This is a genomic window from Streptococcus caprae (assembly GCF_042649745.1).
Taxonomy (GTDB): domain Bacteria; phylum Bacillota; class Bacilli; order Lactobacillales; family Streptococcaceae; genus Streptococcus; species Streptococcus caprae.
In genome coordinates, this window is record NZ_JBHRZV010000029.1 from 15,411 (window position 1) to 39,000 (window position 23,590).

Sequence of the window (23,590 nt, forward strand, 5' to 3'; positions counted from 1 at the left end):
AAATAGCAGAGCAACCCAGTCTAACCCTAGTAGAAAAGGAGAAACATATGGCGAGATTGAATGTCAAACCGACACGGATGGAGCTCAATAACCTCAAAGCCAGGTTAAAAACAGCTGTGCGTGGCCACAAACTCCTCAAGGACAAGCGGGATGAACTCATGCGTCGCTTCATCGAACTGGTCAAGGAAAACAATGTCCTTCGCCGAGATGTTGAAGCTGCCCTAGCTCAGAATATGCAAGACTTTGTCATGGCCAAGTCTTTGGAAAATGATCTCATGGTCCAAGAAATCTTTGCCGTACCGACTAAAGAAGTCAAGCTCTTTATTGAGCAGGAGAATATCATGAGTGTCACGGTACCTAAGATGCACACTCAGGTAGACAATCCCCAGGACGATGATGACGGTGATGTCGTTTACTCCTATCTGTCCTCCAATAGCCAGATGGACCATACCATTAACAGCATGGAGCAGCAGTTAGATAAACTCCTCCGTTTAGCGGAAATCGAAAAAACCTGCCAACTGATGGCAGAAGAACTAGAGAAAACCCGCCGTCGGGTTAATGGTCTGGAGTATATGACCATCCCGCAACTGCAGGAAACCATCCATTATATTGAAATGAAACTGGAAGAAGCAGAACGAGCCAACCTCGTCCGCATCATGAAGGTGAAATAAGAGACAAACCAGGTTGTTCATCACGTATGAGTAACCTGGTTTTTATGTTATAATAGTTACAATCTAAACGTTTTCATACAAGATAAAATCCATTCAAAAGGAGTTAACAATGTCTAAACACTATCTTTCCATCGATGTCGGTGGGACTTTGATTAAATATGCCTTGATGGATGAGACAGGAGCAGTGCTTGACAGTGCTTCGCGTCCGACACCAGCCATTTCCTTTCAGCCCACCGCTGAAGAGAAGGCCCAGGGGCGTCAGGATTTTGAGAATGCCTTAACAGAGATTTACAAGCAGTATGCAGGTGATCTTTTTGGGATTGCCTTGTCTTGTCCCGGTAAGGTAGATACGGCTGAGGGAGTGATCTACTATGGTGGAGCCCTGCCCTATCTTCATGAATTTCCTGCTCAAACCTTTCTTGAGGAACTGTCAGGACTTCCAGCCATCGTACTCAATGATGGCAAGGCGGCGGCCTTGGCAGAGTTTTGGAATGGTGGTCTTGTTGGTGTAAACAATGGGTCAGTTCTGATTTTGGGGACTGGTCTTGGGGGCGGTCTCATTCTCAATGGTCAATTGCATCAAGGAAGTCATTTCCAGGCCGGTGAGCTCTCCATGCTCAATTTTGATGATAAAACCTTTAAACTGGAAGAGGCTGCAGGTATGAAATATTCTCCAGTTCAGATGATTATGGCCATAGCAGAGCAGTTAGGGCTAGAGGACAAGAAGGATGGGATTGCCGTCTTTGAAGCGATCAATGCTAGGGATGAGCGTGCCTGGCCAATTTTCCAGGACTTCTGTCGCCATATTGCCATTGTTATCTACAACCAGCAGGCTATTGTGGACCTGAAACGGGTCGTCATCGGTGGTGGTATCTCAGCCCAGCCCATTGTTGTTGAAGAAATTCGCCGTCAGTATCGAGACTTGCTAGGTAAGCTTGAGATTTTTGGGGATATGATTACGCCTGTAGAGATTGAGGCCTGCCATTATGTTGGGACTTCCAACCTGGTTGGGGCTCTTTATCAGTTATTATTAGAAGAGGGCAAGCATGCGGCTGGATAAGTTTTTAAGTGAAGTGGGACTGGGCAGTCGAACTGAGGTCAAAGCCCTTCTCAAGAAAAAGCAAATCATGGTCAATGGCAAGGTCAAGACTTCTCCCAAGTCCCAGATTGATGAAACGCGAGATCAGGTGACCTATCAGGGACAAGAGTTGTCATATGAAAAGTATGTCTACTATCTACTCAATAAGCCCAAGGGAGTCATTTCTGCGACGGACGACCCTAAGCATCGGACGGTTCTGGATCTCTTAGATGACCGTGCTCGACAAAAGGAAGTCTTCCCAGTTGGTCGGCTGGACAAGGACACACATGGACTCTTATTGTTGACCAACAATGGTCAATTGGCCTATGCCATGCTGTCTCCGAAAAAGCATGTAGATAAGGTCTACGAAGCAGAGATCTCAGGTCTTATGACGGACCAGGATGTCAAGATTTTTGCTGACGGCATCAAGCTTAGTGACCATGACTGCCAGCCAGCTCTGCTATCGATCATAAGTAGTGATGAGACAAGCCAAACTTGTTGTGTGCAGATTACTATCCGTGAAGGCAAGTTTCACCAAGTCAAGCGGATGGTGGCTGCCTGTGGCAAGGAGGTGACGGACCTCAAACGTCTATCCATGGGCCCGCTGGTACTAGATGAGCATTTGGCATTGGGGCTTTATCGTTCGCTGACCAGTGAAGAGTTGGAGAGTTTGCAGATCTTTGGTGTAGAATTATAAGGAGTTCTTGATGACGGTTGTGATTAAAGAAGCTGAATTAGGTTTAACGGAAGATTTATTTGCCCTCTATGTCGATGCAGGTTGGACCATCTACACAGAGCAGAGGGATATGTTGGAGAAAGCTTTTGCCCATTCCCTTAAGGTATATGTGGCTCAGGTTGGTCAGGATGTGGTTGGCTTGATACGTGTTGTTGGGGATGGTCATTCGGTGGTGTTTGTTCAGGACTTAATTGTCCGTTCGGACTACCAACGTCAGGGGATTGGTCGAAGATTGCTCGAGCAGGTTTTTGAAACCTATCAGAATGTCTATCAGCTCCATCTGATGACAGAGGACAGTGAGAAGACCATTCAGTTTTACACCTCCCTTGGAATGGTAAGAGATAGTGAGATTGGCTGCGCTGCTTTTTCAAAATACCATTAATAGCTTGCGGAATAGAAAAATCCTTCTCAAATTTAATGAGAAGGATTTTTGAATACTGATGTGAAACGATTTTAGATAGCCCATTCTCCACCACGGAAGATTGGAACAACTTGTCCATCAGCTGTGATACCGTCGATGTCCATTTGGTCAGAACCAATCATGAAGTCAACGTGAGCAGTAGAGCGGTTGAGCCCAGCTTCCTTGAGTTCTTCTTGAGTCATTTCTGTTCCACCTTGCACTGAGAAGGCGTAGGCTGAACCGATGGCCAAGTGGTTTGAGGCATTTTCATCAAAGAGAGTATTGAAGAAGGTTAGGCCAGACAAGGAAATTGGAGTTTTATGAGGAACGAGGGCCACTTCACCGAGTGAACGAGCACCATCATTTTCTTCGATCAGGCGTTTGAGGGTTTCTTCCCCTTTTTCTGCCTTAACGTCGACAATTTGCCCATCTTTGAAGGTGAAGGTCATGTTTTCAATAACGACCCCGGCATAGCTGAGCGGTTTTGTTGATGAGACAACGCCGTCTGCTCGACGGTAGTCAGGTGCACAGAAGACTTCTTCAGTTGGCATGTTGGCGATGAATTTTTCGCCTTGAGCGTTGAAGCTACCAGCTGCCTGCCAGTTGTGGTTTTTCGGCATGCCCAATGTCAGGTCTGTACCAGGAGCAGTGTAGTGAAGGGCGTCAAATTGCCACTTGTTAAGGAGATCTGATTTTTCAGTCAGGCGAGCTTCGTGTTCATCCCAAGATTGGATTGGGTCTTCATCGTAGACACGGTTCATCTTAAAGATGGCATCCCAGAGTGCATCAACTTGCTCTTCTTCGGTAGCCAAATTTGGGAAGACCATAGCTGCCCATTCTGGTCCAGAGGCAGCAACCAAATTCCAGCTGACTTGGTTTGACTGAGTTGCGATGCGTTGGTTGGCAAGGGCGATAGAAGTTGCACGTGTGCTTTCTTGCAAACGGTCTGGGTCAACGCTGGCAAAGACGTTTGGATCAGCTGAGCGAACAACCAAACGACTTGCTTTTTTCTCTAAGAAATAGTCAGATTTAGCAACCACATAGTCTGGGACGTTTGCAATACGCTCTTGATCCGCATGAAGCAATTTTGCCTTGGTGATTTGGTCGTCGGTGTAGTCAACAACGACTTCAGCAGCTCCGTAGGCGTAGGCTTTTTCAGTCAAAAGACGGGCAAAGGCTGCTTGAGCTACATCAATCGAGATAATGACAGTATGTCCTTTTTGGACGTTGATGCCTTTTGCGATGAGTAGCTCTGCGTATTTTTCTAAATGTTGGTCAAAGTTAGGTAAAACCATGATGTCCTCCCGAGTATCATATATTAACAGTAACTACTTTACCATAAAAAGCGATAAGAAACAATGATTGACTGCCTTTGAAGACGAGTTCTAGCTTGATAAATGGTTGGAATCGTGATAAGATAGGGAAGTAAAAACTCAACAGAAGTAGGTAAAAAAATGGCATTTGGTGATAATGGTCCACGTAAAAAAACAGCATTTGAAAAATTAACCATGGTTTTGGTTATCGTCATGTTAGTGGCGACCCTCGGTGCACTTGTTGTTAGCGCCGTGAGTGCATTTATGTAGGACTCAAGGGCTGGTTTCTGTCAGCTCTTATTTGTTGCAATGGCGGAGCTGGAGTTCTGATGAGTTAAGTCTAACCTTAAATGTCGCCTCTTGCAAAATGATTAAATGAAAGTATAGGAAGAAAAGATGAGTATGTTTTTAGATACGGCCAAGATTAGTGTACATGCGGGCCGTGGTGGCGATGGCATGGTGGCCTTTCGCCGTGAAAAGTATGTCCCAGACGGAGGTCCTTGGGGGGGTGACGGCGGTCGCGGTGGCGATGTCATTTTCTTGGTAGATGAGGGCTTACGTACCCTGATGGATTTTCGTTATAATCGGAAGTTTAAGGCCCAAAGCGGTGAAAAGGGCATGACCAAGGGGATGCACGGTAAGGGAGCCAAAGACCTTTACGTCAAGGTCCCACCTGGAACGACGGTTCGCGACGCTGAGACTGGCAAGGTTCTGACAGACCTCGTTGAGCATGGTCAGGAATTTACAGTTGCCCGCGGTGGCCGCGGTGGCCGTGGAAATATTCGCTTTGCCACTCCTCGCAACCCAGCGCCAGAAATTGCAGAAAATGGAGAGCCAGGCGAAGAGCGTCAACTGGAGTTGGAATTGAAAATTCTAGCGGATGTTGGTTTAGTTGGTTTCCCGTCTGTTGGAAAATCGACGCTCCTCAGTGTTGTATCAGCAGCTAAGCCTAAAATTGGTGCCTACCATTTCACGACAATTGTTCCAAATATCGGTATGGTGAGGACCAAGTCTGGTGAGAGTTTTGTTATGGCCGACCTACCTGGTTTGATTGAAGGAGCCCATCAAGGTGTTGGTCTGGGAACTCAGTTCCTCCGTCATATTGAGCGGACACGTGTCATCCTCCATGTGATTGACATGTCCGGTTCCGAAGGGCGTGATCCTTATGAGGATTATGTGGCCATTAACCATGAGCTAGAGTCCCATAATCTCCGCCTGATGGAACGTCCACAACTGATTGTAGCCAACAAGATGGACATGCCTGAGGCGGCTGAGAATCTGGAAATATTCAAGGAAAAACTGGCTGCAGAATATGATGAATTTGAGGAAGTGCCACGTATTTTCCCAATTTCAGGGATTGCACACCAGGGCTTGGATTCGCTTTTAGATGCGACAGCTGACTTGCTTGACCAAACGGACGAGTTCTTGCTCTATAACGAAGAAGATCTATATCAGGAAGAAGAAGCTTATTATGGTTTCAATCCAGATGAAAAATCATTCGTCATTACCCGTGATGATGATGCGACCTGGGTACTTTCTGGTGAGAAATTGGAGAAACTCTTTATCATGACCAACATGGAACGCGACGAGTCTATCATGAAATTCGCCCGCCAGCTCCGTGGTATGGGAGTTGATGAAGCCCTCCGTGAACGAGGAGCCAAAGATGGAGACATCGTTCGACTTGGCAACTTCGAATTTGAGTTTGTGGATTAACGTAGCGCTGTTCATTGATGGCAGAGCCCTCTAATGAGCAGACTGCAATCGCTATGGCGACTTGCCTAGCTACCTTACTAACTTCGCAAAATCGGTAATATCGACCGATTTTGCTAGGTGTCGTAGCTGATTACTTATCTAACAAATGATAATGCAAGTAGCAGGACAGAGAACCTTATTAACCCGAACTCGAGATGCCTAAGTAAGGTTGGGCTGGGTGACCAATTAAATTGAGTCCAGAACTAGAAGAGCGAGGCGGTTCTAAGGACTTTCTTAAGTTATATTGATAGACTCAAACGTTCTCTAGTTCTAGAGTTTATCGCTTTGCTATTGTGCAACATGAAAGGAAGTGAAGATGGGAGACAAGCCGATATCCTTTAAAGATAAGGATGGAAATTTTGTATCTGCTGCGGATGTGTGGAATCCGACCAAGTTGGAGGAACTGTTTAATCGCCTCAACCCCAATCGGAAATTCCGCTTGGAACGTGAGCGACTGGCAAAAGAAGCAGAAGCAAGTGAAGAGTAAGATAAAGCCATTCCTGATTTTGGGAATGGCTTTTCTAGTAGTTGAATTAAGTTTAAATGACTAAATGTTAAGATTTTCTACTCACTAAAATCTGAATAAACAGGGGAGATTAACACAGACATGAGAAAGTTAAGCAAGGATAGCTAACGCCTTATAGTTTTGATTTTATAAGAGTTTCAGTTTAACAAGTCCTCAATATCTATCTGCAAAAGAGTGGATTTGTTTAACTCGTAAACGTGCTGGCAGAGGGAATTGATGAAGGTTCTATCATGAGAAACGGTCAGGATGGCACCAGGAAAATCCTTAAGAAGTTTACGGATTTCGGGCTGGGAAGTTGGAGAAAAATGCCTGGTCGGTTCATCCAGTAACAAGACGTTATTTTTCTCTAGAACCATCTTGCAGAGGAAAAGTTTGGCTTTTTGTCCGCCTGATAGGTCAGCAATGGTATGGGTGATTTCCTGGCGGGTGAATTGGAGGCTGGCTAATGTCGTCCGAATGATTTCCTGACTGGCTGAATGAGCAAGAAACTGGAGAGGTGTCTCTGTCATGACTAATGAATCTTCATAGTTCTGAGGCATATAGCCTAGAGAAATTTTGGGCTTCCGACTCAGGTCCTTCAAAATCTTTTTGAGAAGGAGAGATTTCCCGATACCGTTTTGGCCAATGACAGCTACCTTATCTTGTCCACGCATGGTAAAGGATAGGTTTTGGCCTGTGACCAAGACTTCATGATCATAGTGGATGAGGGTGCTACTTGCAGGGAGTGGTTGGACCTCCTGAAAAAAGAGGTTGACTTGGTCCAGTTCATCAGGAATGGCATGGAAGGACTCAGCTTCACGCTCAAAACGTTTCTCCTGAGCCTGCAGAGTGCGATACTTTTTAGCGAGGAGGCGACCTGCGGTAGAATTCTTCGTGTCCTCCAACTGATGACGAACCGCAGACATTTGGCGATTGAGCTTGTCCGTCCGTTTGGCCTGTTTTTCGCGTTCCTTGTTGGCCAGCTGACCTTGCCTGATATAGGTTGCCTCCCTTGTTTCCTTATAGGTTTGATAGGACATGGCAGAGCTGGTCGTCTTGGCTTCTCTGCGCTTTTTGACCTGCTCGAGATGGATGATGTGTGTTGCCGTTGCTCCCAGCAAATCCTCGTCGTGAGAAATGTAGACAAGGGTTAGCGGTGTCGTTTTTATAAAGCCTTTTAACCAGGTGACGGACTCTAAATCCAAGTTACTGGAAGGTTTATCTAGAAAGAGGATATCGGGGTTCTGAGCTAATAATTTAAGAAGTTGAATCTTGATTTTCTCACCACCAGATAGCTGTCGAACGGTCTGCTTGGTATTATCGAGACGGGAAGCTTCAAAGTTTAAAGTTCCAGCTAGTTGATAGAGCTGATTAAAATCAAAAATGGCATAATCTATATCTTTGTAGATAAAATCAGAGAGAGTCAGGTCTAAATCCTGCTCTGCTATGGCTTGGGGAAGATAGGCCGGCGCTTGAAATTGCCGGATAACCTCGCCCTCAACAGCTGTATAGGACTGAATGAGTTCAGGCTTATAGAGGTGCTTCAGCAGTGTAGACTTACCAGTGCCCTCTTCGCCTATAATAGCAACCTTATCGCCATGGTTAATGGATATGGATAGGTCAGTAATGAGTGGGTGCAAGTCTTTGAGATGATGGATAGACAAGTGTTTGGTCTGTAGCATAGTAATCTCCTTTTCTGGTACATAAAAACCCTACTGTTATCCAGTAGGGTAAAAGAAAAGGGCGAAATTAATCTGCTGAGGACAACTCAGGACTAGGGATAGCTCAAAAGACTACACCAAAAAACATTAAAACACGGAGTTTCGCACACTCAAAATAACCATACTAGATAAGAACATCAAGTTGATTATTTTGTGCTCATGGCGATCCTCCTCTTTAGCTTTTGAATTATAGTATCATTTTTTGGAAACGCTGTCAAGTTTTTGTGGAAGAAAAAGCAAGCCCGAAAGCTTGCTTATGATGCTTAGACATTTAAGACCTTGTCCAAGAATTCCACGAGACGTGGGTGTTTTGGATGATCAAAGATTTCTTCGGGTGTTCCGTCCTCAAGGAACTGACCACCATCGGTGAAGATAACGCGGTTAGCTACCTGACGGGCAAATCCCATCTCATGAGTAACAATCAACATGGTCATCCCTTGCTTAGCCAAATCTTTCATAACGTTAAGAACGTCACCGACCATCTCAGGGTCAAGGGCAGAAGTTGGCTCGTCGAAGAGCATGATGTCTGGGTTCATGGCCAAGCTTCGTGCGATAGCCACACGTTGCTTTTGCCCACCTGAGAGACTTTCAGGGAAGGCATCGGCCTTGTCGGCTAGGCCAACTTTTTCTAAGAGTTCTTTGGCATTAGCATTCGCAGCTTCCTTGCTTTGCTTGCCGAGCTCAACTGGCGCAAAGGTAATATTGTCAATTACAGACATGTGAGGGAAGAGGTTGAAGTGTTGGAATACCATTCCGATATTCTCACGCGCCTTATCGATGTCCACATCAGGATTTGATAGTTCAAATCCGTCAACGACAACCTTACCTGAGGTAATGGTTTCCAGGAGGTTGAGGGTGCGGAGGAAGGTGGACTTCCCTGATCCTGAAGGGCCGATAATGCAGACTACATCCCCCTCATAAAATTTGGCATCAATTCCTTTCAGAACCTCATTTTTACCATAGTATTTGTGGAGGTCTTGAACGTCAATTTTTAATTCTTTCATTACTTAGCCCTCTTTTCTAAACGTTTGGCCAAACGGGTCAAGAGTGTGATGATGACCAGATACATGATGGCCAAGATTGCATACATACGGAAGGATTGGTAGTTCCGTGCAATGATAATCTTACCAGCTTGGAAGAGTTCCACTAGACCAATAGCGGAGATTATGGTTGTATCCTTAAGTGTGATAACAAATTGGTTGATAAAGTTTGGCAACATCAGTTTAGTTGCTTGAGGCAGGATAACCTTGCGCATAGTAGTGCCATAAGAAACACCCAAGGATCGAGATGCTTCCATCTGCCCTGTCGGAACAGCTTCGATACCACCGCGAACAATCTCCGCGATATAGGCACCTGAGTTAAGTGAGAGAGCGATAACCCCGGCTACAAAGTCATTGATTGGACTTTGGTTACCAGTGATGGATTCAATTAAGTTTGGAATTCCCCAGTAGATAAAGGCAGCTACAATCATGAGTGGGATACCACGGATGACGTCTACAAAGACAGAAGATAGGATGCGGAGCCCTTTGACTGGACTAACTGCAAACATCCCGAAGATAATCCCGATCACAATAGCGATGGCAAAGGAAATGAGTGCCAGAGCCACGGTAGAGCCAAGACCAGTTAAGAGTTGGCTGTAGTTGTTTTTCAAGAGACCAACAATTGTTGTTTCGTCAACTGTTGATGTCGTTGCACTTGACTCACTATCCTCTGTGGAGAAGTAGTTGTCGATAATTTTGTCGTATTCACCAGATTCCACCAAGGCAGCAAGACCATTGTTGAACATTTCAATCAATTCAGGGTTGCTGCCTTTTTTAACAGCGAAACCATATTCACCAGAAGGTTCACCAGCAATTGGTGTATCAAATTGACGGCCTTGTTGGATAGCATAGCGAAGCACTGCTTCATCATCCATGAGGGCATCAATAGAACCAGAGTTCAAACTGTCGTACATGGTTGAAGCCTCATCAAAGGCCTTTAGTGTATAGCCATATTGGCTGGCATGTTCTTCAAACCAAGCGTAAGAAGAGGTACCATTCTTGGCCCCAACTGTTTTACCAGCTAAGTCCTCGTAGCTTGCAATATCGCTACCTGATTTGACAGCCATAAGGATGTTAGAGGTGTAATAGGCATCTGAGAAATCAAAGATTTCCTTGCGGGCATCTGTGATGGACATTCCTGCAATCACGGCGTCCGCTTGACCAGCTTGGACCGTGTTAAGCGCAGCATCAAAACCTGGGTTTTGGATGGTAATGGTAAATCCTTGTTGAGCAGCAATTGTCTTAATCAATTCCATATCGATACCGACATATTCGCCAGCATCATTTTGGAATTCAAAGGGAGCAAAGGATGAATCGGCAACAATTGTATAGGAAGATTTGATTGGAGTTGCCTTGGCAGAAGCGTCTCCTGTAAGTGTCAAGCTAGAACCATATTTTGAGTCTGAATTACTCGTCTCGGTGCTTTCTCCTGTCCATTTAGCAATGATGGCGTCTAAAGAGCCGTCAGCTTTCATCTCAGCGAGAGCAGTGTTGAAGTCTTCTACAAGGTACTCATACGAGCTTCCTTTTTTAACGGCAAAACCAAAGGAACCGATTTTTTCACCTTCGATATTAATGGCTAAATCTTGGCCTTGGCTAATGGCATACTGAACAACTGCCTTGTCATCCATAGCAGCGTCAACTGCACCAGATGCAAGAGAGGTATACATGGTATCACCAGTATCGTAGGTCTTAATGGTAAAACCGTACTTATCCTTGTTTTTTTCAAGGAAGGTTTGGGCAACGGTACCATTTTTGACTCCGACAACCTTACCTTTGAGTTGGCTGTAATCAGAGATTGAGTTGGCGCCTGTCGTCACGAGGATAATCTCAGTATCAAAGTAAGGGTCTGAGAAGGTGAAGACTTTTTTACGTTCCTCTGTAATGGTAGTTCCTGCCATGAGGGCGTCAGCTTGTCCAGATTGAACGGCGTTGACCGCAGCGTCAAAGCCAGGGAAAGTCTTGTTGACTGTCCAACCAGCGCGCTTAGCAACGGCATCGATAATTTCGACGTCAATACCTTTATAGGTTTGGTCAGCATCTTTAAATTCGAAGGGGGCATATGTTGAGTCAAGGGCGATATCAATAGTATCGTCAGCGGCAACAGTTTTTCCACCCAAGATGAAAAATACTGAAAAAATGGCTAGCATAAATGCATAAATGCGTTTCTTCATGTTAGTCTCCTTTCAAAAATTAGTCCCATTATATCAGAAATCTTTAGGGTAAGCAACTTTAATGCAATTTCATGTTATATTTTATAACACAAAAAAACAAGAGCGGTGACTCATAAAGTCTTGACTTTTATCGGTTGTAAAACTATAATTGTATTAAATAAATAAAACAAAAGGAGTTTTAGGATGAACAAGCGAATGTTAGAAGCCCCAACTCTGCTTTATGTCAAATGGCCAATCTGGGTTTTAGTGCCCGTAGCCCTAGCCATGGTAGAAGTATTTTTCTTTTTAGGGAGTACCCTGTACTATATATTATTTGGAATAGTTGCTGGAATTTATGTTGGGATTACTCAAAATGTGTCCCTCTTTACGACGGGTGGGATACCTTTGCATGTCGAATTATTGGCTTTCTTGGCTGTTTCCCTTTTACTCTTTGCTTGGGTCAAATGGGCTGAAAAGCGTCCAATTGTCAGTCTAGGATTCTTCAAGGAAAATTGGTTTAAGGAACTAAGCCTTGGCTTTCTCATTGGTGGCCTCATGTTTAGTTTATCCTTGCTCTTCGTTTATCTTTTTGGTGGAGTTAAGCTCGCAGGAGTGGATTTTTCTGCTGGTACCATTGGTTTTGTGATGTCCATTATTCCGTTTTGGCTCATTCAGGGTGGGACAGAGGAGCTGCTGACACGGGGCTGGCTCCTGCCGATTTTGAACAAGCGGACCAATTTGGCCTGGGCCATTGGACTCAGTAGTTCCTTGTTTGGTGTCATGCATTTGGGCAACGATAACGTGACGGTTCTATCTATTGTCAGTATCATCCTCTCTGGGGTGACCATGGCGCTTTACATGCTCAAGCGAGATAATATCTGGGGTGTCGTTGGCCTCCATGCGGCTTGGAATTTCTTCCAGGGTAATATCTATGGGGTTTCGGTCTCTGGTTCAGAGGCAGGGAATTCTCTCTTGCATTTTGCGACACAGACTGGTGTACCGGATTGGCTGTCCGGGGGTCAATTTGGGATTGAAGGTAGTCTCTTCGCCAGTTTGGTTGAATTAGCCTTCATCGCTTACTTTGCCTATGGACTCATGGCAGAGCGGAAAAAATAGTAAATTTGTAGATACAGGCTGACCATGCTCAGCCTTTTTCTATGGTAAAAAATAGCCCTAACTATGGTAAAATAAAAGGATAACGTCTGAAAGAAGTATAGCTATGATTGAACGCAAAACCGATAACCAATTTAAATTAGTTTCCAAATACTCTCCCTCTGGTGACCAACCTCAGGCCATTGAGCAGCTAGTGGACAATATCGAGGGAGGCGAGAAGGCCCAAATCCTCATGGGGGCGACAGGAACCGGAAAGACCTACACCATGAGCCAGGTCATTGCCCGTGTCAATAAGCCGACCCTAGTCATCGCCCACAATAAGACCCTGGCCGGTCAGCTTTACGGGGAATTCAAGGAGTTTTTCCCAGACAATGCGGTCGAGTACTTCGTGTCCTACTATGACTACTACCAGCCCGAGGCCTATGTGCCGTCCAGCGATACCTACATCGAGAAGGACAGTGCGGTCAATGACGAGATTGACAAGCTCCGCCACTCAGCGACTTCAGCCCTCCTGGAGCGTAATGATGTCATTGTTGTGGCCTCTGTCTCTTGTATATACGGTTTGGGGTCGCCCAAAGAATACTCTGACAGCGTGGTTAGTCTGCGACCTGGACAGGAGATTTCCCGTGACCAGCTCTTGAATGACCTAGTCGATATCCAGTTTGAGCGCAACGACATTGACTTCCAACGGGGGCGCTTCCGTGTGCGGGGTGATGTGGTGGAAATCTTTCCGGCCAGCCGAGACCAGCATGCCTTTCGGGTAGAGCTTTTCGGGGATGAGATTGATCGAATCACGGAGATTGAGAGTCTGACCGGTCGCAAGTTAGGCGAGGTTTCTCACCTGTCGATCTTTCCTGCCACCCACTTCATGACTAACGATGAGCATATGGAGCATGCCATTGCCCAGATTCAGGCGGAAATGGAAGCCCAAGTCAAGCTCTTTGAGTCTGAGGGCAAGTTGATTGAGGCCCAGCGGATTCGTCAGCGGACCGAGTACGACATGGAGATGCTGCGGGAGATGGGCTACACCAACGGCGTAGAGAACTATTCTCGTCACATGGATAGCCGGAGCGAAGGTGAGCCACCTTACACACTCTTGGACTTTTTCCCGGAGGATTTTCTTATCATGATTGATGAGAGCCATATGACCATGGGCCAGATCAAGGGCATGTACAACGGCGACCGCAGCCGCAAGCAGATGCTGGTTGACTATGGCTTCCGCCTGCCGTCTGCCTTGGACAACCGTCCCCTTCGTCGGGAGGAGTTCGAGGGACACGTGCATCAGATTGTCTACGTGTCTGCCACTCCTGGTGACTACGAGGCTGAGCAGACCGACACGGTCATCGAGCAGATTATCCGTCCGACAGGCCTGCTGGACCCAGAGGTGGAGGTTCGTCCGACCATGGGGCAGATGGACGATCTTTTGGGCGAAATCAATAGCAGAGCTGAAAAAGGCGAGCGGGTCTTTGTCACCACTTTGACCAAGAAAATGGCGGAAGATTTGACCGACTACCTTAAGGAAATGGGGGTCAAGGTCAAGTACATGCATAGCGATATTAAAACGTTAGAACGGACCGAGATTATTCGCGACCTCCGTCTGGGAGTCTTTGATGTCCTGATCGGGATTAACTTGTTGCGTGAAGGGATTGACGTGCCGGAGGTCAGTCTGGTCGCTATCCTGGACGCCGACAAGGAAGGCTTCCTCCGCAATGAACGTGGGCTCATCCAGACCATCGGTCGTGTTGCTCGGAACTCGGAAGGTCATGTGATTATGTATGCGGATACCATCACCCAGTCCATGCAAAGGGCCATGGACGAGACAGCCCGTCGTCGGACGATTCAGATGGCATACAATGAAGAGCACGGCATTATCCCACAAACCATCAAAAAAGAAATCCGTGACCTCATCGCCGTGACTAAAAACAGCAGTAGTGACGTGGCTGAGGAAACCGTGGACTATACCGCCATGAACAAAACCGAACGCCAGGCTGCTATCAAGAAACTGGAAAAAGAAATGCAGGCCGCAGCCGAATTACTGGACTTCGAACTCGCCGCCCAAATCCGGGATATGGTGCTGGAACTAAAGGCGATGGATTAGGAGGAGAGAGCTATGCCTCAATCAGAATATTTCAAAGAAATCAGAAAGAAAATCGGTCATGATCTGCTGATGTTAGTCGGGTCAAATGTCATCCTAGAAAATGAGTCAGGCCAAGTCCTCCTACAACAACGCCTTTCTGGGAATTGGGGGCTTCCTGGCGGCTTGCTTGACATTGGAGAAACGCTAGAAGAAGCAGCCATTCGTGAAGTGCGCGAGGAAACTGGCCTTGAGATTACGGAGTTGAGCCTTGTTCATACCTTTTCTGGACCGGATTACCATTTCAAACTGAGCAATCAAGATGAGATTTATGTCATCACGGCAGTCTATAAAGTTGTGTCTTATGCTGGTCAGTTGCAACTGGATAAGTCAGAAGGGCTAGCTTTGCAATTTTTTGACTACGATCAGTTGCCAGAGAATTTGGGAGATGAGTACAGAGGCTATATTACTAACTATCTTCGTAAAAGAGGATGAAAGTTATTGTGATTCAAAGTTTTGTTTCTGTTGAAATGAAATCAGATTTTCCATAAAATGTTAGGAGAAATTATGAAGCACCTTACCCAACAACTTGCATTTTTCAAGGAATTGGAGTTGTTAAAAACAGTCACCCGTCAAAATCAGACGATGGATGGGCGCTATGAAAACTCGGCCGAACACTCTTGGCAATTGGCAGTGATGGCCATGACCTTGCGGGATTATTTTCCAGAAAAAATTAACTTAGAGCACGTGCTGTCAATGCTCTTGCTTCATGATATTGGAGAAATCGGAGTTGGCGACACGTCAGCTTTTGATGAGGTCGGCAAGCAAACGTCTTATGAGCGTGAACTAAAATCCGTGACCGCAACTTTTGGCCATCTTCCTCAAGCACAAGCTCAATATTATTTAGGCTTATGGAAGGAATTTGAGCAAGGTCGTAGCCCTGAAGCACGATTTGCACGCTGTATGGATGCTTTGGCTCCCTTGATGAATCATCTTTGGATTGCAGCAGAAGGTGAGAATAGTGACGAGCTAACGAAATCACAGGTCTTGGCTAAAAAATCCTTTATCGAAAAGGAGAGTCCAGAACTCTGGCAGTTGACCCAAGACTTGTTGGACCAAAGTGTAGCCAAGGGGTTGTATTTAGATAAGTAAGAAGATTTTAATAGGTAAATAGAGGTGGAGATTTCGCAAGAAACTCTACCTTTTTCTAATGAAAAAATCTGCAAACTCTAAAATCTCTCATTTTAAACAAAAATATGAAGAAAAAGTTAAAAACTTTGTATTGATATATTGACTTTGTGAATTAAGCGTGATATCCTTTATTTGAAAAATGTATGCGCTACCATGTAAGGAGGGGAGTTTAAGTGTAGTGCTAAATAAAAAATTTAAAAGTAAGGAGAAGACTAGCATGAGTCAATTTAATAAACAGCCAAAGTACTCCATTCGTAAGTTCAAAGTGGGAGTTTGCTCGACTGTTATTGCGTTCAGTTTTTTAGCTTCTGGTGGAGTTGCCCTTGCAGATGAAGAGGTGTCTACTGTAAATCTTGAAACGACAGAAGCAACACGTTCCTCAGATACGTCTGAAATTACAACGAATACTACGTCAGATGCTAATGGGGTTACAGAATCAGTGAACTCTAGTAATCTTATTGAAGAAAAGCCAACGTCTAGTGCTGATGTGCCAGTAGAATCGGTAGAGACTACTGTGGCTTCGTCATCAGATACAACAGTCTCAGAGTCTGCCAGCACTGTTGCAACGACGAGCTCTGCCATTGAGACGGAAGTAATAGAAAATACAAGGGTAAGTTCCTCAGCAGGGGTTACACGTGAAGCTAATAGTGAACAACCATCTCGTGCAAACTCAGATGGTATTTCTGGTTCAGTTGTAGAGGTCGCCAAGGAATCTCTTGCTATTAGTGGCAATAGCGAAGTCTATCAAGATGGAGAGACACCAGAGAAGTTGCTTGATGGAGATCCTGTAACTCTAGCAGAACTCAAATGGGACATTGACGAAAACCGTCGTTTGCCTGAGGAGATTAAGCTTCCTCAGCCGGTAACTTTTAGCTTTAATAATGGCGAAGCTGTAGACCTTGAGAGCCTTAAAATTTTCAAGCGGATCAATGCTAACGGAACTTTAACCAAATATCGAGTAACTGGTTTTAATGGTGATGATGAGGTCTATAGTTCAGGAGATATAGTGACGGATTTCTCTGAAGAAATTGCGGCTCATATATTAACCCAGCCGACTAAAGTAAGTCATGTTCAACTGACTTTTTTGGAAGCCAAAAATTCAGCTGCAGGAGCAGTCGATAATCAAAAACTCTCTCTGAAAGAAGTAGAACTTTACAGTAACAATGGTCAAAAGATTGATTCTAGCAGTTTTAGTGTATCTGGAAATGAAAACGTTTACGAGACTACTTACGGTGCAGGACTGGACAAATTAACGGATGGTAACCTTGACACATTGGCAGAACTCAAGTGGGATTACGGTTCAAATCGAAAACTGCCTGATACTGTTTCTCTGCCACAGGATATCACTCTGTCAACCAAGGATGGCTCTGCTATTGTCCTGAATAAATTAGAAATCCTCAAGCGTGCTGGTTCAAACGGAACCCTGACGAAATATCGTGTTCAAGCTTTTAATGGGGAGGAGAGTGTCTACCGTTCAGAAGATGTGACGACTGATTTTGCTGAAGAAGTGGCTAGCCATGACCTGGGGAATGTGACAGCCAATAAGGTTGTTATCACTTTCCTAGAAGCTAAAAATTCAGCGGATGGTGCCGTAGATAAGCAAAAATTAACACTGAGAGAACTAAAACTTTATGAGTTTAAGGCTACAGAAACAGAAACACCAGCAGAACAACCTGTAGAAAATCCAACTGAAACTCCAACTGATACTGAGGATACTTACGTCAAACCTGCAAATGCCTTAGGTGCTATTAGCTCTCTGACATTTGAAAATGATCGTGCGACGATTCATTTTGCGACAGGTCAAAAGGCTCAACTGGATCTCTACAATAATCATGTTTTCCGCTATAATATTGAAAATGGAGATGCGACATTCGTTGATACTCCTGAGCCTAGCCGTGCAGATCGTCCAGCAGAAATTGCTATTAAAAAATTAGCTGATTATAAAAAAGATGGTAGCACTCTAGGCCGTCTCTCTCAAGATGATAAGGCTTATACTATTGAGACAGATGCTATCAAGCTAGTTTTCGATAAGGCTACTGCCCGTATGTCAGTCTATGATCAAACTGGTAAATTGATTACCAAGGAAGTTGTTCCAGTTCAAATGACAGCTGGTTCGGCCGTACAGACCCTTAGTCAAGCTGCAGATGAGTATTTCTTTGGTGGTGGGATGCAAAATGGTCGCTTCACTCATAAGGGAAACAAGATTAGTATCGTTAACGAAAATAACTGGGTTGATGGCGGGGTCGCCTCTCCAAATCCATTCTACTGGTCAACACGAGGCTATGGTGTCTTGAGAAATACCTTTAAACCAGGTAGTTATGATTTTGGAACGACTAATAAATCAGCAGTAGAGACAACTCACAATGAGTCTCGTTATGATGCCTTTTTCTTCATCAATACAACACCTGCTAATATCATCAAGGACTACCAAGAACTGACCGGAACTCCTGTCGTCTTACCTGAGTATGCCCTTTATCTTGGGCACTTGAATGCCTATAACCGTGATTATTGGGTGGAAGTTCCTGAAGGAACCCGTGGGGCAATTAAACTGGAAGGTAAATACTACCGTGAATATCAACCAAATCAATTGCCTGAAGCTGATCGTGCAAAAGCGGTCAAAGAAACCCTCAATGGTGAAGGCGAAAGTTACACCTTCTCCGCACGCGCAGTGATAGACCGCTATAAGAATATGGACATGCCTGTTGCTTGGTTCCTTCCAAATGATGGTTATGGTGCCGGTTATGGTCAGGCAGATTCCTTGGAAGGCAATATTCAAAACCTCAAGAAATTTGTTGAATATGCTAAGCAAAATGGCATTAAAGTCGGCTTGTGGACCCAGTCTGACCTCTATGACACGGATCCAAGTAAGGCCGTTGTCCTCCACCGTAATATTGAAAAAGAGGTTGCGGATGCGGGTATTCGTGCGATTAAGACTGACGTTGCTTGGGTAGGTCCTGGTTACTCCTTTGGACTTAATGGGGTGACGACTGGAGCAGCTCTTTTGACTGAAAAGAGCGGTGAGAATGCTCGTCCATTTATCATCTCGCTTGATGGTTGGGGTGGTACTCAACGCGGTGCTGCTATCTGGTCTGGGGACCAGGTCGGTGGTGAGTGGGAATACATTCGCTTCCATATCCCAACCTATATCGGATTAGGTCTTTCTGGTAACCCGAACATGGGATCAGATATGGACGGCATTTTTGGTGGTGGAAATGCCATTATCAATGCCCGTGAGTACCAATGGAAGATGTTCACCTCCATCATGATGAACATGGACGGCTGGGGTGCAAATCCAAAGACACCATTTGCCTTTGACGATAAGACGACAGACCTTAACCGGATCTCACTTAAGACTAAGTCAACCCTGACACCGTATGCTTATTCGACAGGCCATCAGGCGGCTGAGACAGGTAAGCCTATTGTTCGTGCAATGTTCTTGGATTATCCGAGTGATGCGATTAACTACACCAAGGCTGTACAATATCAGTACATGTATGGAGATTACTTCCTTGTAGCACCGATTTATGAAGAAACGGCCATGGATAGCGAAGGAAATGATATCCGTAACAATATCTACCTTCCAGAAGGTGTGGAATGGATTGATTTCTATACAGGAGAAAAATACGAAGGTGGACGTGTCCTCAATGGTTTTGATGCTCCGCTATGGAAAATCCCTGTCTTTGTGAAAAACGGGGCTATTATCCCGATGGCAAATGCCAACAATAATCCGTCTGAAATTGATCGTAGCAATCGTCTCGTTCAGTTCTATCCTCATAAATCAAGTGAGTTCAAACTCTATGAAGACGATGGCACAAGCGAAGGATACAAGACTGGAGAGGTTGCAACGACCATCATCACCAGTCAGGCTGGTGATTCCAATACCAAGGGAACTGCTGTATTAACCTTTGGCAAGACAAGTGGCGATTTCACAGGCTTTGTTAAGGAAAAAACAACAGAACTTCATGTCAATGTTTCTGAAGATGTTGATAGTGTCACTGCTCGAATTGGCGACCGTGATGTTACCCTGACTCGTGTGAACAGTCTTGAGGATTATGAAAATGGCACTAATGTCTTCTTCTACCACAAGAATCCAACGATGGCAACTTATGGGGCAAGAAGTGAGGCTATTCAAAATCTGACGGTCACCATGAACGACTTAGTCAAAATCAAATTGGAAAAAACAGACGTCACTCAGTCTGAAGTTATTGTAACTATCGATGGTTTCATCAATAAGAAAGTCGACAAAGAAGTCGATGAAAATCTAGCTATACCTGCCGTACCAACTGACCTTGCTACTCCTGTAGCCTATGTTACAGCTACAGATATTAAAGTGACTTGGACAGCGAGTGAAGGAGCAGATGCTTATGACCTCCGTCATAACGGCATAGTCTACTCTAATATCAAGGCGACAGAATTTAGCTTTGGAGACCTCGACTACGGAAGTTCTCATACCTTTGAAGTTCGAGCTGTCAATGCTAAGGGAGCTTCAGATTGGTCTGCACCACTGACCACACAAACCAGTCAAGATCCATGGTTGAATGCCATCGACATTGATCCAGCCAAGGTTGAAACTAATATTCGTCAGCAACCAGGTGAAGGTATTGATAAACTCTTCAACAAGAAGAAAGGGGATATGTTCCATAGTGATTGGAATTCCTCTGTCTCTAGCGACTCATACATCAAGGTTGATCTTGGTGGTGTCTATGATCTTGACTACCTAGAATATCGTCAACGTAGCGACGGAGGTCTAAATGGTCGTGTTCAATGGACTAATTTCTGGATCAGTGAAGATGGCGTTAATTGGACACCTTCTGGTGGGGAAGATTGGCGTGGTGATGGTATTTCTAAGAAACATGTCCTTAATGCCAAGGCTCGCTATGTCTACATGGCGGTGACCAGTAGCTATAATGGTTTTATTTCCGGTGAAGAGATGCTCATTTTCAAAAAACCAGGCACTAAGATGGCTGTACCTGGTGATATCAACAATGATGGTAAGATTACTGAAGATGACAAGACATCCTTCCTCAACTATACTGGTTTGAGAAAATCAGATAGCGACTTCGACTACATTAAGCATGTCGATGTCAATGGTAATGGACTGATTGACGCTCAGGATATCAACGTGATCGCGACTCAACTAGAAGGTGGTGTCACTAGCCCACAAACGGTGGCTCCTAGTGGACGTCTCTACTTGACCGCTGATAAATTGACTCTGAAGGCTGGAGAGACAGCAGTAGTTACCTTGATGGCTGATGAAGTAGCCAATACCAACGCCTTGACCTCAACCTTCAAGATTGATGCAGGTGCTCTTTCTGTAGTTGGCAATCAGGTGACGCCAAACACTGAGTTTACGAAAGAAGCTGAGAATTTCTCTAATGTCAAGACCCGTGAAGGTAAGACAGATGTTGTCTTTACTTTTGTAAACTTTGGTGATAAGCCATTGCTGAGTGGTTCTGGTGCAGTAGCTACTGTAACCTTGAAGGCGTTGTCAGACGTTACCTTGGACTTCACCAGCAATGAAGGAATCCTTGTTGGCAATAACCAAGCTGCGGCTAAGGTAGCCAATGAACCTGTTCGTCAGGCTGTTCATTATACAGGTCCAGCTACGACTCCTACAAATGTAACTGTGACACGTCCAACCCAAGGCAGCCTAACCTTGACATGGGATAATGATGCTCAGGTGCTCCGCTATGTGGTTGAAAAAGAAGTCACTGCAGAAGATGGTAGCAAGTCCTATGTGGAAGTGGCGCGTGTTGAAACTAATAGTGCAGATATTTACAACTTACTACCAGATACAGCTTACAATTTCCGAGTCAAAGCGGTAAATCCACTGGGTACGTCAGAAGCTACGGAACTGATTTCTGGTCGAACAACAGTTAAAGATGTGACTGGTCGGGCAACAGGAATTACAGCTACAGCAGAAGTTGCCTCTCAAGCTGGACAAGAAGTCTCACTATTTGTTGATGGCAGTGAGGATACTCAGTATCACAGTGAGTGGTACAATACTAGAGCTGTGCCGTCCTCCTTAGTACTGGATTTAGGTGCTTCAAAAGAGTTGGATCATCTAGTTTATGTGCCTCGTCGCGATGCTGGAAATGGAACAATCACCAGTCTTACCCTTCAAGTCAGCGAAGACGGTGAGACATGGTCAGCAGCAACTCCAGTCATCAAGTGGGACCAAAATAATACAGATAAGGTTGCTCTGCTCCCAGTAGGTAGTCAAGGACGCTATGTCAAAGTAAACTGGCTCTCTAGTGTTGGCGGATTTGCGTCAGGACAAGAACTTTACGTGCTGACAAAAGCATCGGAAGTCGCTCCGAATCCAGATCCAAATCCTACACCAACTCCAGTTCCAGAAGAACCAGCAGTAGTTGAGGAATGGATTGAAGAGCTCTATCCAGTTCCAGAAGAACCAGCCGTAGTTGAAGAGTGGGTCGATGAGTTGTATCCAGTTCCAGAAGAACCAGCCGTAGTTGAAGAGTGGATCGACGAGTTGTATCCAGTATCTGAAGAGCCAGCAGTTGTCGAGGAATGGATTGAAGAGCTCTATCCAGTCGCTGAAGAACCAGCTATGGTTGAGGAGTGGGTTGACGAGTTGTATCCAGTTGCTGAGGAACCAGCCGTAGTGGAAGAATGGGTCGACGAGTTATACCCAGTCGCTGACGATACTACAGTTGTTGAAGACTGGTCAGAAGATATTGCACCAGAAGTTCTTGAAGCAACTCAGGTTGTCACTTTAACTAATCAAGTCACTGGTGTAACAGTTCACTTGACAGTTAAACCAAGTGAAGTCGCAGGTCTTCGTTTAGAAGTTACTCCAACTTCAGTGACACAAGTTGCTCCAATTTTGGATGATAACCTGGAAACACAAGACTTAGACATCTATGATATCCACTTTGTGAATGCTTCAGGTGAGGTTGTAACAGTTGAAGGGTCTCGTCAAGTTATCCTTCCAAAACGCGCAAATCGAGATATTGAAGCTGTCTACTACGTCAATCCAACTCAAGAAGATGAGTCACTCGACTATACAGTCCTGTCAGACACCTCTGTTTCAGTGACCGTAGACCACTTTAGTTTCTATACGATTGTGTATAAACCGTTACCAACTACCACAAATAGTGAATTCGTAGAAAGTGATTATACGAGAGGCGAAGATATTATTACTGATGCAGTATCTTATGATGACTATGAGATTGTGATTATTGTAGATGGTCAAACAGTTCAAACCTCTCACTTTAAGAACATTACTTATGATACTTTGTTAGCTGGTTTGTCTGCGCTCGCAGAAGCGAAGTTAGCAGAAGGTTTGAGCTATGACTCAACTGGCTATGATGGTCAAGTTGTAACAATGACCTTTAGCTCAGGAGTGACTGCAGAGTGGGTCGATGATGCCTATGTGTCTTCTAATGCTGAAGAAGCAACAGTGGATACCAAGAAAGCTATTACGGAAGTGAGTGGTGAAGGTGTGGATAAACTGAAAACAGATACACAGTCTAAATCAGATACATTACCGGCAGCTACAGAAGTATCGTCTCAGAAAGCTCAAGCAGATGAGAAGGGAACTCTTCCAGCAACTGGTGATGCCAGTGCCTATGCTTATATGGCTTTTGGTGTGGCGAGTCTTCTTGGTGCAACAGCTCTAGGCAAACGCCGTCGCAACTAAGTCTCTAATAATTTCTGTCATTGTTTACTAAAAAATAGAAGAGCTAATCCAAATCAAGTTCCTCTAAGTTAAGGAGAAATATAGGTGGTTTGAAAATTGAATTCGAAGTCGAACCTCAGTTTTTAACCGCCTTTTCTCTCGCATAAATATGTAAGCGTTTAAAAAACAAGTGAAAGGAAT

16 protein-coding genes are annotated in these 23,590 nt (G+C 44.9%); 12 read left to right on the forward strand and 4 right to left on the reverse strand.

Annotated features, from left to right (window positions below; all coding sequences use genetic code 11):
• Nucleotides 1–47 precede the first annotated feature (47 nt).
• From ACFORF_RS04155 to ACFORF_RS04170, 4 genes are all read left to right on the forward strand, one after another.
• Complete coding sequence (locus ACFORF_RS04155; protein WP_380425772.1) at nucleotides 48–671, forward strand: V-type ATP synthase subunit D; 624 nt, start codon at nucleotides 48–50, stop codon at nucleotides 669–671.
• Nucleotides 672–780: 109 nt separating this feature from the next.
• A complete protein-coding gene (locus ACFORF_RS04160; RefSeq protein ID WP_380425774.1) occupies nucleotides 781–1,731 on the forward strand; it encodes an ROK family protein in 951 nt (316 codons plus the stop codon).
• The gene (locus ACFORF_RS04165; RefSeq protein WP_380425776.1) at nucleotides 1,718–2,446 is read left to right on the forward strand and encodes a pseudouridine synthase; all 729 of its coding nucleotides are present in this window, start codon (nucleotides 1,718–1,720) and stop codon (nucleotides 2,444–2,446) included. Before ACFORF_RS04160 ends, ACFORF_RS04165 begins: the two co-directional genes overlap by 14 nt.
• Nucleotides 2,447–2,456: 10 nt before the next feature.
• Nucleotides 2,457–2,867 (forward strand): GNAT family N-acetyltransferase, encoded by a 411-nt coding sequence (locus ACFORF_RS04170; protein WP_380425778.1) that lies wholly within the window; start codon nucleotides 2,457–2,459, stop codon nucleotides 2,865–2,867.
• A 71-nt stretch (nucleotides 2,868–2,938) separates the two neighbouring features.
• On the opposite strand, the gene ACFORF_RS04175 is transcribed toward ACFORF_RS04170, so the two are convergent.
• Nucleotides 2,939–4,180, reverse strand: a complete 1,242-nt coding sequence (locus ACFORF_RS04175; RefSeq protein ID WP_380425780.1) for an aminopeptidase — start codon at nucleotides 4,178–4,180, stop codon at nucleotides 2,939–2,941.
• Nucleotides 4,181–4,339: 159 nt separating this feature from the next.
• Between ACFORF_RS04175 and ACFORF_RS04180 the strand changes: the two genes are divergently transcribed.
• The 3 genes from ACFORF_RS04180 to ACFORF_RS04190 all read left to right on the forward strand — a co-directional run bounded on the left by ACFORF_RS04180 (nucleotide 4,340) and on the right by ACFORF_RS04190 (nucleotide 6,437).
• A complete protein-coding gene (locus ACFORF_RS04180; protein WP_380425782.1) occupies nucleotides 4,340–4,468 on the forward strand; it encodes a DUF4044 domain-containing protein in 129 nt (42 codons plus the stop codon).
• A gap of 126 nt (nucleotides 4,469–4,594) precedes the next feature.
• A complete protein-coding gene (gene obgE / locus ACFORF_RS04185; protein ID WP_380425784.1) occupies nucleotides 4,595–5,911 on the forward strand; it encodes a GTPase ObgE in 1,317 nt (438 codons plus the stop codon).
• Between the two features lie 355 nt (nucleotides 5,912–6,266).
• Nucleotides 6,267–6,437, forward strand: a complete 171-nt coding sequence (locus ACFORF_RS04190) for a hypothetical protein (RefSeq protein WP_380425786.1) — start codon at nucleotides 6,267–6,269, stop codon at nucleotides 6,435–6,437.
• 176 nt (nucleotides 6,438–6,613) lie between these two features.
• Here ACFORF_RS04190 and ACFORF_RS04195 read toward each other — a convergent pair whose 3' ends face one another.
• The 3 genes from ACFORF_RS04195 to ACFORF_RS04205 form a co-directional block, all read right to left on the reverse strand.
• On the reverse strand, nucleotides 6,614–8,137 hold the full coding sequence (locus tag ACFORF_RS04195) for an ATP-binding cassette domain-containing protein (protein WP_380425788.1): 1,524 nt from the start codon (nucleotides 8,135–8,137) through the stop codon (nucleotides 6,614–6,616).
• Nucleotides 8,138–8,439: 302 nt separating this feature from the next.
• A complete protein-coding gene (locus ACFORF_RS04200) occupies nucleotides 8,440–9,180 on the reverse strand; it encodes an amino acid ABC transporter ATP-binding protein (protein ID WP_380425790.1) in 741 nt (246 codons plus the stop codon).
• Complete coding sequence (locus ACFORF_RS04205) at nucleotides 9,180–11,390, reverse strand: ABC transporter substrate-binding protein/permease (RefSeq protein WP_380425792.1); 2,211 nt, start codon at nucleotides 11,388–11,390, stop codon at nucleotides 9,180–9,182. Before ACFORF_RS04205 ends, ACFORF_RS04200 begins: the two co-directional genes overlap by 1 nt.
• Before the next feature lie 183 nt (nucleotides 11,391–11,573).
• Between ACFORF_RS04205 and ACFORF_RS04210 the strand changes: the two genes are divergently transcribed.
• The 5 genes from ACFORF_RS04210 to ACFORF_RS04230 all read left to right on the forward strand — a co-directional run bounded on the left by ACFORF_RS04210 (nucleotide 11,574) and on the right by ACFORF_RS04230 (nucleotide 23,410).
• On the forward strand, nucleotides 11,574–12,485 hold the full coding sequence (locus ACFORF_RS04210) for a CPBP family intramembrane glutamic endopeptidase (RefSeq protein ID WP_380425794.1): 912 nt from the start codon (nucleotides 11,574–11,576) through the stop codon (nucleotides 12,483–12,485).
• A 103-nt stretch (nucleotides 12,486–12,588) separates the two neighbouring features.
• On the forward strand, nucleotides 12,589–14,580 hold the full coding sequence (gene uvrB, locus ACFORF_RS04215; protein ID WP_380425796.1) for an excinuclease ABC subunit UvrB: 1,992 nt from the start codon (nucleotides 12,589–12,591) through the stop codon (nucleotides 14,578–14,580).
• A gap of 12 nt (nucleotides 14,581–14,592) precedes the next feature.
• Nucleotides 14,593–15,051 (forward strand): NUDIX hydrolase, encoded by a 459-nt coding sequence (locus tag ACFORF_RS04220; RefSeq protein ID WP_380425798.1) that lies wholly within the window; start codon nucleotides 14,593–14,595, stop codon nucleotides 15,049–15,051.
• 72 nt (nucleotides 15,052–15,123) lie between these two features.
• Nucleotides 15,124–15,708 (forward strand): HD domain-containing protein, encoded by a 585-nt coding sequence (locus ACFORF_RS04225; protein WP_380425799.1) that lies wholly within the window; start codon nucleotides 15,124–15,126, stop codon nucleotides 15,706–15,708.
• A gap of 256 nt (nucleotides 15,709–15,964) precedes the next feature.
• Entirely contained in the window at nucleotides 15,965–23,410 is a 7,446-nt protein-coding gene (locus ACFORF_RS04230) for a discoidin domain-containing protein (protein ID WP_380425800.1), read from the forward strand.
• Nucleotides 23,411–23,590 lie beyond the last annotated feature (180 nt).

Bases quoted from the DNA above. Each gene is read 5' to 3' on its own strand.
- ACFORF_RS04160 (WP_380425774.1), top strand. From the start codon at position 781: ATGTCTAAACACTATCTTTCCATCGATGTCGGTGGGACTTTGATTAAA.
- ACFORF_RS04205 (WP_380425792.1), bottom strand. From the start codon at position 11,390: ATGAAGAAACGCATTTATGCATTTATGCTAGCCATTTTTTCAGTATTT.
- ACFORF_RS04165 (WP_380425776.1), top strand. From the start codon at position 1,718: ATGCGGCTGGATAAGTTTTTAAGTGAAGTGGGACTGGGCAGTCGAACT.
- ACFORF_RS04225 (WP_380425799.1), top strand. From the start codon at position 15,124: ATGAAGCACCTTACCCAACAACTTGCATTTTTCAAGGAATTGGAGTTG.
- ACFORF_RS04230 (WP_380425800.1), top strand. From the start codon at position 15,965: ATGAGTCAATTTAATAAACAGCCAAAGTACTCCATTCGTAAGTTCAAA.
- ACFORF_RS04155 (WP_380425772.1), top strand. From the start codon at position 48: ATGGCGAGATTGAATGTCAAACCGACACGGATGGAGCTCAATAACCTC.
- ACFORF_RS04195 (WP_380425788.1), bottom strand. From the start codon at position 8,137: ATGCTACAGACCAAACACTTGTCTATCCATCATCTCAAAGACTTGCAC.
- ACFORF_RS04220 (WP_380425798.1), top strand. From the start codon at position 14,593: ATGCCTCAATCAGAATATTTCAAAGAAATCAGAAAGAAAATCGGTCAT.
- ACFORF_RS04200 (WP_380425790.1), bottom strand. From the start codon at position 9,180: ATGAAAGAATTAAAAATTGACGTTCAAGACCTCCACAAATACTATGGT.
- ACFORF_RS04180 (WP_380425782.1), top strand. From the start codon at position 4,340: ATGGCATTTGGTGATAATGGTCCACGTAAAAAAACAGCATTTGAAAAA.
- uvrB (WP_380425796.1), top strand. From the start codon at position 12,589: ATGATTGAACGCAAAACCGATAACCAATTTAAATTAGTTTCCAAATAC.
- ACFORF_RS04170 (WP_380425778.1), top strand. From the start codon at position 2,457: ATGACGGTTGTGATTAAAGAAGCTGAATTAGGTTTAACGGAAGATTTA.
- ACFORF_RS04175 (WP_380425780.1), bottom strand. From the start codon at position 4,180: ATGGTTTTACCTAACTTTGACCAACATTTAGAAAAATACGCAGAGCTA.
- ACFORF_RS04190 (WP_380425786.1), top strand. From the start codon at position 6,267: ATGGGAGACAAGCCGATATCCTTTAAAGATAAGGATGGAAATTTTGTA.
- obgE (WP_380425784.1), top strand. From the start codon at position 4,595: ATGAGTATGTTTTTAGATACGGCCAAGATTAGTGTACATGCGGGCCGT.
- ACFORF_RS04210 (WP_380425794.1), top strand. From the start codon at position 11,574: ATGAACAAGCGAATGTTAGAAGCCCCAACTCTGCTTTATGTCAAATGG.